We start from the raw sequence: 16410 nt of genomic DNA, 5'->3' as shown, positions 1-16410 counted from the left end.
AATGACGCCGCGGCCGAGGGGCCGGGAAGGGCGGGGGTGACTTAAGAAAGATCAACGCGCGATTGTGCCGTCCGCACCCTCGCGCTTCAACGGCCGAATGCGACGCAACAGGGTTTCCAGCTCGGCAAGCAGTGCTGCGCCTGTCTCCTGCACGGCGATGTCTTTGGCCATGACCAGGATGTCGACAGGCGGAAGATCGGGGCGGGCGCGGCGGAACGCCTCGCGTGCCAGGCGCTTGATCCGGTTACGGTCGACCGCGCGCTTGGAACAGCGCTTGGAGATGGCCAGGCCGAGCCGGGCGGTGTCGACGTCGTTGTTTCCGAAGCGCAAAAGAAAACAGCGGCCGCCGAGGCGACCGCTGACTGTTCGCAACGCGGCGAAGTCGGCGGCGCGGCGTAACCGCGCTTCGCGCGGCATGGCGGCGGCACGCACGACCGTATCGCCGTTTACGGGATCAGACGCTTGCGACCCTTGGCACGACGGGCGTTGATGATCTTGCGGCCGTCGGCGGTCGCCATGCGTGCGCGGAAGCCGTGTGTACGGGCGCGCTTGAGCAAGCTGGGCTGGAAAGTACGCTTCATGGCGAAGACATCCGGGTGAAGATTAAATATGGCCGGCAAGTATGTCCGACAATCCCGAGGACTGTCAACCGGTTGGACACGCGCCCGTCACGAAGTTGCCGCCGATCGGACACCGGGCGGGGGGCGGAACGCTGGTAGACTTTGCCGTCCACCCCGCGCGCAAGCGCCCCTTCTGTGGCAAGAATACCCGATGAGTGATCTTTGGAGGCGCTGTCTCGAGCGTCTTGAAGGCGAATTGACCGCCGAGGAAGTCCATACCTGGCTCATGCCGCTGCAGGCCCGGGAAGACGTCTCCGGCCTGCATCTGTACGCCCCGAACCCGTACTCGCTGGATACCATCCGCGAGCAGTACCTGGAAAAGATCCAGAGTATCTCGGGACACCTGATCGGCCATCCCGTCACGGTACGCCTGGAAGTCGGCTCGTCCGGCGGCAGGGCCGTGCCGGTGCGCGTGAGCAGTGCCACGCCGTCCCCGTCGCCTTCGCAGCAGGCGCCGCGGGCGCCGGAGGCCCCGCCGGAACCGCCCCATGTCCACAACCTGGATATGCACTACACCTTCGAGACCTTCGTCGAGGGCAAGTCGAACCAGCTGGGCAAGGCGGCGGCGATGCAGGTCGCGATGAATCCGGGCAGGGCCTACAACCCGCTTCTGCTTTACGGCGGCACCGGCCTAGGCAAGACGCACCTGATGCACGCCGCGGGCAACATGCTGCTGCAGAACAATCCCGGCGCGAAGGTGTTGTACCTACGCTCGGAGCAGTTCGTCAGCGGCATGGTCAAGGCGCTGCAACAGAAGAACATGGACGAGTTCAAGCGCCGCTTCCGCACGGTGGACGCCCTGTTGATCGACGATATCCAGTTCTTCGCCGGCAAGGACACCACGCAGGAAGAGTTCTTCCACACCTTCAATGCGTTGTTCGAGGCGAAGCAGCAGATCATCCTCACCTGCGACCGCTATCCCAAGGAACTGGACAAGCTGGAGCCGCGGCTGAAGTCGAGGCTGGGCTGGGGCCTGTCGGTGGCGATCGAGCCGCCCGACTTCGAGACGCGAGCAGCCATCTTGCTGGCCAAGGCGGCAGAGAAGCACATGGAAGTGTCCGAGGACGTGGCCATGCTGCTGGCCAAACGCATCCGCTCGAACGTGCGCGATCTCGAGGGTGCCCTGAATACGCTGGCGGCCCGGGCCAATTTCTATCGCAAGCCGATCACCACGGACTTCGCGGAAGAAACCCTGCGCGACCTGCTGAACACCCATGCGCAGGCCGTGACGGTGCCCAACATCCAGAAGACCGTGGCTGATTATTACCAGGTCCGCCTTTCCGATCTGCTCTCCAAGCGCCGCGTGCGCTCCCTGGCGCGCCCCCGGCAGGTCGCCATGGCCCTGTCCAAGGAGCTGACCGAGCATAGCCTTCCCGAGATCGGCGAGGCGTTCGGTGGCCGTGACCACACCACGGTGCTGCATGCCTGCCGGACCATCCGCGGTTTCTGCGAGAAGGACGTGCGCATGCGCCAGGATTGGGAGCAACTCATTCGTATATTGACGGGCTGAGAACCTGTGGATAATAGGTGGATGGACGGAGGATGGATTTGGGCCTCGAAGTTATCCACAAGACACCCACATAGCTTCACCGGTTAGACGCGATAGATATGAAGTTGCAAGTTACTGAAATTTATTTGTTTTTCTGACTTGTCAAGTTATCCACCGCCCTAACAACAACCACTATATAAATCTTAAAAACATTAAAAGCAGGAGTAGGGGTCGCATGCAATTCAGCATCCAGAGGGAAGTTCTGCTCAAACCCCTGCAGCAAGTCGTGGGCGTCGTCGAACGCCGGCAGACGCTGCCCGTGCTCGCCAACCTCCTGGTTCGCGCTTCCGGACAAGAGGTTTCGTTCACCGGTACCGACCTTGAAGTCGAGATGGTCGCCACAACGGCCGCCGACGCTGTCCAGGAAGGCGAGATCACGATTCCTGCGCGCAAGCTGTTCGACATCGTTCGCGCACTACCCGATGGCGCAAAGATCGACATCAAGCTCAACGGCGAACGGATCGCCCTGAATGCGGGCCGCAGCCGGTTCACCCTGGCCACCCTGCCTTCCAGCGAGTTTCCGACCGTCGATGAAATCGAACTGGTCGAGCGGGTCACGCTGCCGGAAGAAGTGCTGCGCGACCTGATGGACCGCACGGCCTTCGCCATGGCCAACCAGGATGTCCGTTATTACCTCAACGGCATGCTGCTGGATCTGCAGGAGCACACGCTGCGTTGCGTGGCCACCGACGGCCATCGCCTGGCGTTGAAAGAAACCAAGCTGCAGAGTTCGGTGTCGGCACGTCGCCAGATCATCATTCCGCGCAAGGGCGTCAACGAGCTGATCGGTTTGCTGGAAGCCGGCGAGGGCTCGGTAGAGCTGGAGTTCGGGCGTAATCATCTGCGCGTGCGGCGTGGTGGCGTCATGTTCACCTCGAAGCTCATCGACGGACGCTTTCCCGACTACGAGGCGGTCATCCCGCTCGGTGCCGACAAATCCGCGACCATCGAGCGCGATGTGCTGCGCAGCGCCCTGCAGCGCGCAGCGATCCTCTCGAACGAGAAGTACCGTGGCGTCAAACTGGAACTGACGCCAGGCCGGATCAAGATCGTTGCGCACAACCCGGAGCAGGAAGAAGCCCAGGAAGAGGTGGAAGCGGAGACCGTCGTCGACGACCTCGCCGTGGGCTTCAACGTCGGCTACCTGTTGGATGCGCTCGGTGCGTTGCGTGGCGAGAAGGTGCGCATCAACCTGCGTGATGCGCAGTCGAGCTGCCTGCTCCAGGAGGAGGGCAACGAAGAAGCGCGCCATGTCGTGATGCCGCTTCGCCTCTGATCGACTTCCACGTTAAAGTTCGGCTGATGACGCCGGGGCTGTCTTCGACACCCCGGCGTTTTTTCGTTTCGTCGTACGGGCCACCACAGGGCGTCATGAAGTTCGAATCACTCAGGATCGCGGGGTTGCGCAATCTCGACAGCGTTTCGCTGACGCCGGCAGCGGGGATCAATGTATTCGTAGGCCCCAACGGTGCCGGGAAGACCAGCATCCTCGAGGCCGCCTACCTGCTGTCCCATGGACGATCGTTCCGTGCGGGATCGCGTGATGTCTTGTTGCAACGGGGCGCCGCCGCCCTGTCCGTTTTCGCGGAAGTGCGCGGTAAAGACGATCGCGTACGACGATTGGGTCTGGGGCGCGAGGGAAGCCGGTGGCAGGCGAGGGTGGATGGCGATACGGCGGCATCGTTGGGCGCACTGGTGCAGGAATGCGCGGTGGTCTGCTTTGAGCCGGGCTCCCATGACCTCATCGCCGGGGCTTCCGATGAACGCCGGCGCTTCATCGACTGGGGTTTGTTCCACGTGGAACATGACTTCGTCGGGCAATGGCGTCGATACCAGCGTGCCCTCAAGCAGCGAAACGCGCTTCTGCGAGGTGGTGGCCCCATCGAACCATCCTGGATCGAACCCTGGGAGGCCGAACTGGCTTCCACTGGGGAAGCGATGACCGCGCATCGCAAGGCTTATCTGGTCCGACTGTTGCCCCACATCCAGGAATTCACCGCTAACGTCCTTCCCGAATTAGGTCCCTTCGACCTGCGTTATCGCCCGGGCTGGGAGGAGGGTGAGCCCTTGCTGGATGTCCTGGCCTCACGGCGCCTTCGTGATCTCGCACGTGGACACACCACCGTCGGCCCACATCGTGCTGATTTCACCATCAACTTCGAACAGGCGCCCCTGAGGGAGCACCTGTCACGCGGCCAGGAAAAACTGACCGCGCTGGCCTGTCTGCTTGGGCAGGCGGCGCTTCACGCAGACATCAAGGGCGAGTGGCCGGTGATATGCCTCGATGATCTTGCGTCCGAGCTGGATCGGACCCATCAAGAGTGGGTGGTAACGCAGCTTCTCGGCCGCGATGCGCAGGTTCTGGTCACCGGAACGGACATTCCGGACGCACTTTCCAGCCAACCGGTCACTGTGTTCCACGTGGAACAGGGTGCCGTCGCGGCTTTGCTATAATCGACCGACTATGCCGGCGCACCTGCGCCGCATCGGGCCGCACCCCGCGCCACCACCAGGCATCGCATGAACGAACCTCTCGATCCGAACCAGTCCAACGCCTACGATTCCGGCAGCATCAAGGTCCTCAAGGGCCTGGACGCGGTGCGCAAGCGCCCCGGCATGTACATCGGTGACACCGACGACGGCACCGGTCTCCACCACATGGTGTTCGAGGTCGTCGATAACGCGATCGATGAAGCCCTGGCTGGCTACTGCGACTACGTCACGGTCGTGATCGGGCAAGACGGGTCCGTCGGTGTTTCGGACAACGGGCGCGGTATTCCGGTCGAGATCCACCCGGAAGAGGGCATTTCCACGGCGGAAGTGGTCATGACCGTGCTGCATGCCGGTGGCAAGTTCGACGCCAACTCGTACAAGGTCTCCGGTGGCCTGCATGGCGTGGGCGTTTCCGTCGTCAATGCGCTGAGCGAGCGTTTGTGGCTGACCATCTGGCGTGATGGCAAGGAATACCGTCAGGAATACGCACACGGCGTGGCCCAGGCCCCCATCGGCCCCGTGGGCGACACCACGCGGCGCGGCACCATGGTGCGGTTCCTGCCCAGCCCGGCCACGTTCACCAACAACATCGAGTTCCATTACGACATCCTGGCGAAGCGCCTGCGTGAGTTGGCCTTCCTCAACTCTGGCGTCACCATCGAGCTGGTGGACGAGCGCAACGAGCGCAAGGATATCTTCGCCTACGAGGGCGGCATCCGCTCCTTCGTCCAGCATCTGTCCCAGCTGAAAACCGCGCTACACCCGACGGTCGTCAGCTTCAGCACGGAAACCGCCGACGGCATTACCGTCGAAGTGGCCATGCAGTGGACGGACGCGTACCAGGAAACGATGTTCTGCTTCACCAACAACATTCCCCAGCGTGACGGCGGTACCCATCTCACGGGCTTCCGCGCCGCGCTGACGCGTACACTGCAGAGCTACATCGAGAAGGAAGGTCTCGCCAAGAACGCCAAGGTGGGCCTGTCCGGCGACGACATGCGCGAAGGCATGATCGCCGTGCTGTCGGTCAAGGTGCCCGATCCGAAGTTCTCCTCGCAGACCAAGGACAAACTGGTTTCCAGCGAGGTGAAGACCGCGGTGGAACAGGTGGTCAACGACCGCCTGTCCGAGTTCCTGCTGGAGCATCCGGCCGAGGCCAAGGCCATCGCTTCCAAGGCGGTGGATGCGGCACGTGCCCGCGAAGCGGCCCGCAAGGCCCGCGAGATGACCCGCCGCAAGGGCGCGCTCGACATCGCCGGTCTGCCGGGCAAGCTGGCGGACTGCCAGGAAAAGGATCCGGCGTTGTCCGAACTGTTCCTGGTCGAGGGTGACTCCGCAGGCGGCTCGGCCAAGCAGGGCCGCAACCGGCGCACGCAGGCCGTGCTGCCGTTGAAGGGCAAGATCCTCAACGTGGAGAAGGCACGCTTCGACAAGATGATCGCCTCCGCCGAAGTCGGCACGCTGATCACCGCGCTGGGCACGGGCATCGGCAAGGACGAATACAACCCGGACAAGCTGCGCTACCACCGCATCATCATCATGACCGATGCGGACGTGGACGGCTCCCACATCCGCACGCTGCTGCTGACTTTCTTCTACCGCCAGATGCCCGAACTGATCGAACGCGGGCACGTCTACATCGGCCTGCCGCCGCTGTACAAGGTGAAGCAGGGCAAGCAGGAGATGTACATCAAGGACGACGTGGTCCTGAACCAGTACCTGATCTCGGGTGCGGTGGATAACGCGTCGCTAATGCCGGAAGAGGGCGCGCCACCCGTGAGCGGCGAAGTCCTGGAGAAGCTGCTGCACGATTACCAGTCCGCCCTGGACCAGATCGCTCGCCTCAGCCATCGCTTCGACACCACCTCGCTCACCGCGATGATCGAGCACGTGCCGATGGAAGAAGGCCTGTGGGCCGACCCTGTCGCCATGCAGGCCTGGCTCGATGGCATTGCCACGCGCCTCAGTGCCAGCGGCCTGGGCAAGCCTACCTACAAGCTGCGCTTCCGTCCGGCGCTGAACGAGCAGGGCGCCGCCGTCGAAGTGGAGCGGATGCAGCACGGCCTCAGCCACACGTGGATCATGCCGCAGGCGTTCTTCGGCGGTATCGAATTCCGCGCCATCCTGGGCATTTCACGTCAGCTCGCCGACCTGCACCTGCAGCCCGGCGCCGTGGTTCGCCGCGGCAATGCCTCGCGCGGCGTGCTCAGCTTCGCGGACGTGCGCAACTGGCTCCTGGACGAAGCCAAGAAGGGCCGCTCCATCCAGCGCTTCAAGGGCCTGGGTGAAATGAATCCGGAGCAGCTGTGGGAAACCACGGTCAATCCGGAAACCCGTCGCATGCTGCAGGTGGGCATCGAGGACGCCGTGGCCGCCGACCAGATGTTCTCGATGCTGATGGGCGAGGCCGTGGAACCGCGTCGCGACTTCATCGAATCGAACGCGCTGAAGGTAGCCAACCTCGACGTCTGACGATCCGGCGTAAGCGTTTACATCACGGAGCCCGATGGCGGTTACGCATCGGGCTCTTTTTTTGACCTGCGTCACAACTCGCAGGGAAGGATGAAAACGCCGTTTTCAAGGGCCATAAGGGCCACAAATTTGCATCGCGCCAACAAACATATAACAAGTCATTGTTTTGACTATTGTTTTTTATCGCACTGCGACTTGTTCTTAGGAATAGAATCAGGTTAACCTCTGTAGTCCCCCGGCACTGTTCTTTGAGCGCCGAGTCCTACAGCCTGAGGTCATTCGATGAAACAGGGTTCCTTCGCAAAGCTCGCGCTCGCCACGGCGGTCGCTCTTTCCCTTGCCAGCGGTGCGGTCAGCGCTCGTGACTCGGCTCCCAAGGACAAGAAAGAAGCGCTGTACCCGAACGCCACGCGTACGGAGCCCAAGCTCGACCTCAAGACCGAGAAGGACCAGAAGGCCATCAACGAGGGCCTGGACGCCGCCAACAACGGCGACAAGGACAAGGCGATGCAGATCCTGCAGCCGCTGGCCGATGGCTCGGGTACCAGCAGCAAGTACGCCCAGGCACTGGCCCTGCAGGGCCTGGCCAACATGAAGTACAACGACGGCGACGTGAAAGGCGCCATCGTCGAACTGAAGAAGGCGCTGGACATCGGCGTCATGCCGAACGACACCTACTTCCAACTGAAGTACATGTACACGCAGTTCCTGGTGGCTGACGAGCAGTACGCCCCGGCGTTGCAGTCGCTGCAGGAATGGCGCTCAGAAGGCAAGAAGGAAACGGCCGACTCCTACGGTCTCGAAGGCAATATCGATTACCGCCTCGAGAAGTACCCGGAAGCCATCGCCGCCATCACCAAAGCGAAGTCGATGCCGGACGCGAAGCCGCAGGGTTCGTGGGACCAGATCCTCGCCGCCAGCTATGCGGAAACCGGCCAGGGCGACAAGGCCGCCGACCTGGCTTCGGCCGAGCTGGCCAAGAATCCGAACGACCCGACCGCGATGCAGAATGCGGCGTCCTCGCTGATCCAGGCGCAGAAGTATCCCGAAGCGATCGCGCTGCTCGAAAAGGGCCGTGCCGCGGGCGCCTTCAAGGACGAGAAGCTGTATATCAACCTCGCCAAGGTCTACCTGATCGATGGTCAGGACCACAGCGAGCGCCAGGAAGCCAACGCCGGCAAGGCGCAGGCCGTGCTGGAAGACGGTCTGTCGAAGGGCGTGGTGAAGCCCTCCGCCGAGGTCTACAAGCTGCAGGGCGACGCCGCCATTACGGCAGGCAACGAGAGCGCCGCGCTGGCCGCGTACCAGAAGGCTGCTCCGCTGGCGAAGGACGGCGAGGTGTCGCTCAGCGTCGCCCGCCTCCAGCTGCAGAAGAATCAATACCCGGCTGCCGAGAAATCGGTGACCGATGCCATCAGCAAGGGCGTTCAGCATAAGGGCCAGGCCTATATGGTGCGCGCGGAAGCCAAGCGTGGTCAGAAGAACAAGCAGGGTGCTATTGCGGACATGAAGCTCGCGGCGCAGGACCCTGAAACGTCTGCCAAGGCCAACGCCTGGTTGAAAAATGCAGAGAACACCAAGTAAGCGCTTGTAAAGTGCTGAAAAGTGGAGGATTTAACGTCGTCACGAATCCTCCCTTCAGGCGCTATACAAACGCCATATGCTGGTGTAACTTGCATATCTTTCCGCTTGCAGAAACCTGCGTTTTCGGCAATGTCAATTGCCGAACGCCGGAAGAGCAGTGCGGGCTCACTTCCGCTTGATTAGCTCTTGATAGTGACTGATGGCCTCAAGTAACGAATCAACCGGCCAAGCGCCGTTCAGTTGGGGGCGCACCAGCGCATTGGCAGTCGCCATTGCGTTGCACTCGTTCGCCTTCCTGCTGCTGGTCGCGCCCATGGCGCCGCCGAAGTCGCAGGAAAAGCAGAAAGAGAAAGTCGTGCAGGTCGATTTTATCGAACCGCCGCCGCCCCCGCCCCCTCCGCCGCCGCCGCCGCCCGAACCCCCCAAGCAGCCGCCGCCGAAGATCATCCAGCAGGTGAAGCCGCCGCCGACTCCGCCGCCGCCGGCTCCACCGCCGCCGGCTGTCGAGGAAGCGAGCTCGAATCCTGTTCCGGCTCCGCCGCCGGCGCCTCCCGCGCCGCCTGCTCCGCCGGCGGATATCGCGCCGAGCGAAAATCTGTCGTACCGTCAGCGTAACCCGCCAAAGTATCCGCCGCAGGCGGTCCGTCAGCGGCATGAAGGTACGGTGGTTCTTCTGGTCCTCGTGGGTGTCGACGGTGCGCCGAAAGACATCAAGGTTGACCAGTCGAGCGGTTTCCGCGAATTGGACAAAGCCGCGGAGGATGCCGCAAGGAACTGGCGATTCAACCCGGGCAAGCGAGGCGGTGCTGCCGTCGAAGGCTATGCACGTGTCCCCGTTACGTTCAACCTAAACCAGCTGTAAGCCCCCACACTTACATCTTTTAAGTTCACGCTTGACTTCCCAAGGGTAGCGTTATGTTGCAAGACACCTCCGCTCAGCCTGCTCAGCCAGGTCAAAACTCCAACGCCGATGCCCTCAAGCAGATGGGCTTCGACCACCTCATTCACAACTTCGACTTCCTCGGTTGGATCGTGTTCGTGGTGCTGGTCGCGATGTCCGTACTCTCGTGGTACTTCATCGTCGCCAACTTCATCCGTAACAGCATGGTGCGGGCCCGCGCCGACAAGGTCATCCAGGGTTTCTGGAACACCTCGTCGACGCAGGAAGCCATTCGTATGCTCGAAGAGCAGCCGAAGGGCGAACCGTTCTCGAAGATCGCGCTCGATGCCGCTTCGGCCGTCGCTCACCACCAGCAGGCTGCTGGCGGTCGCCTCGCCGAAACGCTGTCGCGTTCGGAATTCATCGATCGCGCACTCCGCCAGGCCGTCGCTCGTGAGAGCCTGCGTCTGGAAGGTGGCCTGACCCTGCTCGCCACGGTCGGCTCCTCGGCCCCGTTCATCGGTCTACTCGGTACGGTGTGGGGTATCTACCACGCACTTATCGGTATCGCCGCTTCGGGTTCCGCATCGATGGACAAGGTCGCCGGTCCTGTCGGTGAGGCGCTGATCATGACCGCGTTCGGTCTGTTCACCGCTATCCCGGCCGTGCTCGCGTACAACTTCTTCATGCGCTCCAACCGCCTGACCTACGCCAAGTTCGACGAATTCGCGCATGACCTGCACGACTTCTTCGCCACCGGCGCTCGCGTCGAAGGTACGGCGCCGGTCGTCGTCAAGAAGTAAGGAGCTGACCCATGGCTATGTCCAGCGGTGGCAACAGCGGTGGCCCGATGTCGGAAATCAACGTCACGCCGCTCGTCGACGTGATGCTGGTTCTGCTGATCATCTTCATGATCACGGCACCCCTGATGTCCCATAAGGTCCAGATCGATCTGCCGAAGGCTAATCCGAACGTTAAGGATGACACCCCGGTCGAACCGATGGATCTCGCGGTCAAGCCGGACGGTACGTACTTCCTCAATGACGGTGAAGTCAGCGAGGCTGAACTGAAGGCCCAGTTCGCGGTTGCGGCGGCGAAGTCGCCGCAGCCGGAACTCCAGATCCGTGCGGACCGCACCACCGAGTACAAGGTGGTGAAGAAGATCCTTGGCGATGCCAAGGAAGCCGGTATGGTCCACGTCGGCTTCATGTCGACCGGCAAGGAGTAACGAAAATGGCATTCAGTTCAGGCAACTCTGGTGGTCCCATGGCGGACATCAACGTGACGCCGCTCGTCGACGTCATGCTGGTGCTCCTGATCATCTTCATGATCACGGCTCCGATGCTGTCGCATAAGATCAAGATCGATCTTCCGCAGCCGAATCCGAACGTGCAAAACCCAGAGAACCCGCCGGATCCCGTCCGGCTGCAGATCCGCCAGGATGGCTCGCTCTATTGGAACGATACGCCGGTTGACGAGCTTGGCCTCAAGGCCCAGATCGCGGTGATCGCCCAGCAGTCGAACCAGCCGGAACTGCAGATCGACGCGGACGACGCGGCACAGTACGAGGCCGTGGCTCGCGTGCTTTCCGACGCAAAGGGCCAGGGCCTGACCAAGATTGGTTTCGTCAACTCGAACTGATCCACGGTCTGTCCGGTTAGACGAAAACCCCGCCTCTCGGCGGGGTTTTTTTTACGAGAGAATATCGAGGTAGGCGCGTACCGTTCGCGACAGGCCGTCGTACAAGGCCTCGCCGATCAGGGCATGGCCGATCGACACCTCTGCCAGCCCGGGGATGGCCGACTTGAACGTGCCCAGGTTGGCCTGGCTGAGGTCGTGGCCGGCATTCACGGCCAACCCCGCCTGTTGCGCTCGCTGCGCGGTGTCGGCGAACGCGGCCAGCTCGCGCCGCGCGTCGCCCTGCTCGAAGGCCTCCGCGTAGGGCCCGGTATACAACTCGACGCGGTCGACGCCGATAGCCCTGGCCTCCGCAAACCCGGCGCCGCCGGCGTCGACGAACACGCTGACGCGGCAGCCCAATTCGCGGAACGCGGCCACCACGGGGCGGAGCGTCTCGATGTCGGCCGTGAGATCGAAACCGTGATCGGAGGTGATCTGGCCGTCGCCGTCGGGCACCAGCGTCACCTGGGTGGGGCGTACTTCACGTGCCAGTTCCAGCAGGCCGGGATAGGCGCCGCGTGCCGCCGCGAAGGGATTGCCCTCGATGTTGTATTCCACGCGACCGCGCAGCAGGCCGGCAATGACACGGACATCCGCCGGGGTGACGTGGCGCATGTCGGGCCGGGGATGCACGGTGATACCGCCGCAGCCCGCATCGATGCACGTGTGCGCGGCCTTGGCGATCGAGGGCTCGCTGCCGCCGCGCGAGTTGCGCAGCACGGCGATCTTGTTGAGGTTGACGCTGAGTAGGGTCATCGACGGTCCAAAAAAAACGCACGCCACCTTCGCGACGTGCGTAATGACTGTCTTCCCAGCATAACGCGCCACCTCCCTGTGGCGCACTCCACGGCTCACACACACACGTAACTGAGACACGGCCGACGCCGAAAAGGTTCAAAGCGAAGATGTGAAGACGCGGACCCGGCGTTCACCCCCACGCCAGGCCACCGCGCCCCGCCTTCCCTCGCCCAGCGGCAGCGCCCGCACCTGCCATGCGTCGGCCGGGCCGAGGTCGCCATCGAACGCGAGTGGCAGCGCATCTTCCCCGCGGATCGTGAACGCGGCACGGTGCAGGCCGTAGGACAGCCCGCCACCATGGGCCTTCAGCACGGCTTCCTTGGCAGTCCACAAGGCAAGGAAGCCGGCTACGCGTCGATCCTCGGGAAGGCTTTCCAGCCAGGCGGCCTCATCCGCCGCGAAGAAGCGGCGGGCCAGCTCTAGGGCCCGGGCACGCGGGCGCTCCGTTTCCACGTCCACGCCCAGCAGGAATCCCGCCCGCCCCCGGCCGATCGCCAGCACCGCGACATCGCCGCTGTGCGACCAGCTGAAGCCCAGGCTGTCGAAGGGTGGCGGCAACAGGGGTTTGCCCTGGTCGCCGCGAACGATGGCCGGTGCGCCGGGGCCGGCGTATGCCGCGACGAGCGCCGCGAAGTGGCTTTCCCCTTTGCCGCCGGGCCACGGTGTGTGCCAGACATGGATGTCGTCGTCCGCGAGCGGCGGGATAGGTGGGAGCTGGGGCATGGTGACGATGCTGCGTGGGAACGGCAACGACGGCAAGTGCGCCCGCGTGCCTTAGAATCGAAACGCTGTCGAAGGGGGAGCGAGGTGACGTGATCGCAGGATGGCTTCTGCTGCTGGTGGCCCTGCTTTACGTGGGGCTGCTGTTCGTCATCGCCTACGTGGGCGACCGTCGTCCTTTGTATCCGCGGCAACCCCGACTGCGTCCCCTGGTCTACAGCCTGGCGCTGGCGGTGTATTGCTCGTCGTGGACGTTCTACGGCGCGGTCGGCACGGCGGCGCGTTCCGGGCTGGCCTACCTGCCGATCTACCTGGGACCGCTGCTGCTGTTCGTGCTGGGCTTCGGCCTGCTCGAGCGCCTGGTGCTGGTGGCCCGGGAGCGCAACATCACCTCGATCGCCGATTTCATCGCTGCGCGCTTCGGCAAGTCGCACGGCCTGGCGGCGCTGGTGGCCGTGATCGCCGTGGTCGCCATCATTCCGTACATCGCATTGCAGTTCAAAGCCGTGGCGATGTCGTTCGCCGTGCTCGGCGCCGGTAACTCCGCGTGGTGGTTCGGTGACACGGCCCTGTGGTGCGCCGCCCTGCTCGCTGTCTTCGCGATCCTGTTCGGTACGCGCACCATCGATGCCACCGAACACCACCACGGCATGATGCTGGCCGTGGCGGCGGAGTCGCTGGTCAAGCTGCTGGCCTTCGTCGCCATCGGCATCTACGCCTGGCGACATGGCCCCGGCCTGCAGGAAACGCTGCGGGCGCCGCTCCAGCAGATCGAGAAAGGCAGCATGCCGCCCGGGTTCGTCGCACAGACCCTGCTCGCCTTCTGCGCCATGTTCTGCCTGCCGCGCCAGTTCCAGATCGGCGTGGTGGAATGCGAGGACCCGCGCGACCTGCGCCGGGCCCGCTGGCTGTTCCCGATCTACATGGTGCTGATCTCGCTCGCCGTGCTGCCGATCGTCAGCGCCGGCCTGGGCCTGCCGCAGGTGACCGGTGGCCACGTGGATGCGTGGGTACTGAACCTGCCGCTCGCACACGGCGACACGGGCATGGCCCTGCTCGCCTTCATCGGCGGCTTCTCCGCGGCCACCGGCATGGTGATCGTCGCAGCGGTGGCGCTCGCCACGATGATCAGCAACGACCTGGTCATGCCGATGCTGTTGCGCATCCGCCGCCTGGACCTGGAGAAGCGCGCGGACCTGTCCAGCACCGTGCTGCTGATCCGACGCATCGCGATCGTCGGCCTGGCCGCCATGGCGTACGTTTACTACCGCATCATCGCGGATGCGGAAAACCTTGCCGCCACGGGCCTGCTCTCCTTCGCTGCGGTGGCGCAGTTCGCGCCGGCCATCGTCTCCGCCCTGTACTGGCGCGGTGCCAGCCGCAGCGGCGTGCAGGTTGGCCTGCTGGCCGGCTTTGCCGTGTGGGCCTATACCCTGCTGCTACCCGCCATGACGCGTGCGGGATGGATCGGTACCTCATGGATGCGGGATGGGCCGTTCGGCATTGCCTGGCTGAAACCCACGGAACTGTTCCACCTGACCGGCTGGGAGCCGGTGACGCACGGCACCTTCTGGTCGCTGCTGACCAACGTCGGCTGCCTGGTCTTCATCTCCCTGCGCTTTCGACCCAGCGTGGCCGAGCGGCTGCACGCGGCGCTGTTCGTCGATCCCTTCGTGCGCAGCGCCGGCGGCGCCGGCGACTGGCGCGGTCGCGTCACCGTGCGCGACCTGGGCACCATCGCCGGCCGTATCGTCGGTGAGCGCGTCACCGCGCGTGCGTTCCATGAATACGGCGAGCGCCACGGCGTGGCACTGGTGTCGTCGGATGCCGCGGACCGTCCGTTGATCCAGTTCACCGAACGCCTGCTGGCGAGCGCCGTGGGCGCGGCCAGCGCACGACGCATCCTGATGGGTGCGCTGTCCGGTACCGGACTGGACATCGCCGAGGCCATGGCGCTGCTCGACGAAGCCTCGCAGGAACTGCGCTTCAACCGCGAACTGTTGTCCACGACGCTGGAAAACGTCTCGCAAGGCATCAGCGTCGTGGATGGCGACATGCGCCTGGTGGCATGGAATCGCCGCTACATGGAGCTGTTCGACTATCCCGAAGGGATGGTCTACGTCGGCCTGCCCGTGGCGGACCTGATCCGCTGGAACGCCGAGCTCGGCGAATGCGGGCCCGGCGAGGTGGACGAGCATGTCGCCAAGCGTATCCGCTACATGCGTGCCGGCTCGCCGCACGTGTTCTCGCGCGTACGCCCCGACGGCACGGTGATCGAGATGCGCGGCCGCGCACTACCCGGCGGCGGCTTCGTCACCACGTTCACCGATGTCACCGCGTACAAGACCGTGGAGCAGGCCCTTATCGATGCGAACGAAACCCTGGAACAACGGGTGGAGGTACGTACGGCCGAGTTGTCGGAGGCGTTGAACGCCACGGCGATGGCGCGACGCGACGCGGAAGCGGCCAATGCGTCGAAGACACGTTTCCTTGCTGCCGCCAGCCACGACCTTCTGCAACCGTTGAACGCCGCCCGCTTGTTCACCTCGGCGCTGCGCCAACATCCAGGCCTGGACACGGAAGCGGCCGGCCTGGCCGAACGCATCGATGCGTCGTTCCGCGCGGCCGAGGACCTGCTGGATGCCTTGCTGGATGTCTCGCGCCTGGATGCCGGCAGCTACCGGCCCGAGGTACTCCCCTTCGCCCTCGCGGACCTGTTCGATTCGCTGAAGCAGCAGTTTGCCGTGGTGGCCGAGCAGCGCGGCCTCACGCTTCACGTAGTGCCGTCATCGCTTTCCGTGCGCTCGGACGCGCAGCTGCTGCGACGCATCGTGGCCAACTTCCTCTCCAACGCGTTGCGCTACACGCGCACGGGTGGCGTCGTGCTGGGGGTGCGCCATGAGGGGGACCATCTGCGCATCGAGGTATGGGATACGGGGCCCGGTGTCGCGCCGGAGCAGCAGGCACGCATCTTCGGTGAGTTCCAGCGGCTGGAGCGTCCGTCGCCGTGGGGCGAAAAAGGTCTCGGCCTGGGGCTGTCGATCTGCGAGCGCCTGGCCGGCATCCTCGGCCATACACTGGGACTGCGCTCGCGGGTCGGGCGTGGCAGCTGCTTCAGCATCACCGTGCCACGCACGGCGGCGGTATCGCGCAAGCGCGCACCGACGATGGCGCGTCCCGGCGGCGAGCAACTGCCGCTGACGGTACTGTGCCTCGACAACGACGACACCATCCTGGAGGGCATGCAGGCCCTGCTGGGCCGTTGGGGCGTGGATTGCCGCGTGGCCATCGACGTACCCGCGGCGCTGGCGGTGCTCGCGAGCACGCACGTGGATCTCATCCTCGCCGACTATCACCTGGGCGAAGGCATGGATGGCGTGGACGCCCTGCAACACATCGGCACGACCATCGTGCCGATGCCGCCCGCGGCCCTGGTCACGGCCGACGGCAGCACGGCGCTGAAGCAGCGTGCGCGTACGCTGGGATACCCGGTGCTGCACAAGCCGGTGCGGCCGGCCGCGCTGCGCGCGCTGCTGGTGGCGCTGGCGAAACGCACAGGTACCGGCGCCGGCGCGGGATGAGTCGATGCCACGCCCGGTTGCCCCGCGCTGCGG

Annotated in this window: 14 protein-coding genes; 10 read left to right on the top strand and 4 right to left on the bottom strand. The window is 64.1% G+C overall.

Annotation, left to right across the window (positions count from 1 at the left end; all coding sequences use genetic code 11):
- Window positions 1–51: 51 nt before the first annotated feature.
- The gene (gene rnpA, locus FA89_RS19090; RefSeq protein ID WP_051938536.1) at window positions 52–432 is read right to left on the bottom strand and encodes a ribonuclease P protein component; all 381 of its coding nucleotides are present in this window, start codon (window positions 430–432) and stop codon (window positions 52–54) included.
- A 14-nt stretch (window positions 433–446) separates the two neighbouring features.
- The gene (gene rpmH, locus FA89_RS04690; RefSeq protein ID WP_036109021.1) at window positions 447–581 is read right to left on the bottom strand and encodes a 50S ribosomal protein L34; all 135 of its coding nucleotides are present in this window, start codon (window positions 579–581) and stop codon (window positions 447–449) included.
- 190 nt (window positions 582–771) lie between these two features.
- Between rpmH and dnaA the strand changes: the two genes are divergently transcribed.
- From dnaA to FA89_RS04645, 9 genes are all read left to right on the top strand, one after another.
- Complete coding sequence (dnaA, locus tag FA89_RS04685; protein ID WP_036138681.1) at window positions 772–2130, top strand: chromosomal replication initiator protein DnaA; 1359 nt, start codon at window positions 772–774, stop codon at window positions 2128–2130.
- Between the two features lie 214 nt (window positions 2131–2344).
- Complete coding sequence (dnaN, locus tag FA89_RS04680) at window positions 2345–3445, top strand: DNA polymerase III subunit beta (RefSeq protein ID WP_036138679.1); 1101 nt, start codon at window positions 2345–2347, stop codon at window positions 3443–3445.
- 95 nt (window positions 3446–3540) lie between these two features.
- Window positions 3541–4623 carry a DNA replication/repair protein RecF gene (gene recF, locus FA89_RS04675; protein WP_036138676.1) on the top strand — a complete coding sequence of 361 codons (1083 nt, stop codon included), beginning with the start codon at window positions 3541–3543 and terminating at the stop codon, window positions 4621–4623.
- A 66-nt stretch (window positions 4624–4689) separates the two neighbouring features.
- Entirely contained in the window at window positions 4690–7134 is a 2445-nt protein-coding gene (gene gyrB / locus FA89_RS04670; RefSeq protein WP_036138674.1) for a DNA topoisomerase (ATP-hydrolyzing) subunit B, read from the top strand.
- 282 nt (window positions 7135–7416) lie between these two features.
- Window positions 7417–8718, top strand: coding sequence for a tetratricopeptide repeat protein (locus tag FA89_RS04665; protein WP_036138672.1), 1302 nt, complete (start codon window positions 7417–7419; stop codon window positions 8716–8718).
- Window positions 8719–8917: 199 nt separating this feature from the next.
- Complete coding sequence (locus FA89_RS04660) at window positions 8918–9580, top strand: energy transducer TonB (protein ID WP_036138669.1); 663 nt, start codon at window positions 8918–8920, stop codon at window positions 9578–9580.
- A 53-nt stretch (window positions 9581–9633) separates the two neighbouring features.
- Window positions 9634–10401 carry a MotA/TolQ/ExbB proton channel family protein gene (locus FA89_RS04655; protein ID WP_036138666.1) on the top strand — a complete coding sequence of 256 codons (768 nt, stop codon included), beginning with the start codon at window positions 9634–9636 and terminating at the stop codon, window positions 10399–10401.
- Window positions 10402–10412: 11 nt separating this feature from the next.
- Window positions 10413–10826 (top strand): ExbD/TolR family protein, encoded by a 414-nt coding sequence (locus FA89_RS04650; RefSeq protein WP_036138663.1) that lies wholly within the window; start codon window positions 10413–10415, stop codon window positions 10824–10826.
- Window positions 10827–10831: 5 nt separating this feature from the next.
- A complete protein-coding gene (locus tag FA89_RS04645; protein ID WP_036138661.1) occupies window positions 10832–11239 on the top strand; it encodes an ExbD/TolR family protein in 408 nt (135 codons plus the stop codon).
- A 51-nt stretch (window positions 11240–11290) separates the two neighbouring features.
- Here the strand turns inward: FA89_RS04645 and FA89_RS04640 are convergent, their stop codons facing one another.
- Both FA89_RS04640 and FA89_RS04635 read right to left on the bottom strand, forming a co-directional pair.
- A complete protein-coding gene (locus FA89_RS04640; RefSeq protein WP_036138659.1) occupies window positions 11291–12034 on the bottom strand; it encodes a pyridoxine 5'-phosphate synthase in 744 nt (247 codons plus the stop codon).
- A 138-nt stretch (window positions 12035–12172) separates the two neighbouring features.
- A complete protein-coding gene (locus tag FA89_RS04635; protein ID WP_036143682.1) occupies window positions 12173–12799 on the bottom strand; it encodes a 4'-phosphopantetheinyl transferase family protein in 627 nt (208 codons plus the stop codon).
- 89 nt (window positions 12800–12888) lie between these two features.
- Here FA89_RS04635 and FA89_RS04630 point away from each other — a divergent pair, with 89 nt between their 5' ends.
- Window positions 12889–16377 carry a hybrid sensor histidine kinase/response regulator gene (locus tag FA89_RS04630; protein ID WP_036138656.1) on the top strand — a complete coding sequence of 1163 codons (3489 nt, stop codon included), beginning with the start codon at window positions 12889–12891 and terminating at the stop codon, window positions 16375–16377.
- Window positions 16378–16410 lie beyond the last annotated feature (33 nt).

The organism is Luteibacter sp. 9135 (assembly GCF_000745005.1).
Taxonomy (GTDB): Bacteria; Pseudomonadota; Gammaproteobacteria; order Xanthomonadales; family Rhodanobacteraceae; genus Luteibacter.
This window is presented reverse-complemented; position numbering and strand designations above follow the sequence as displayed.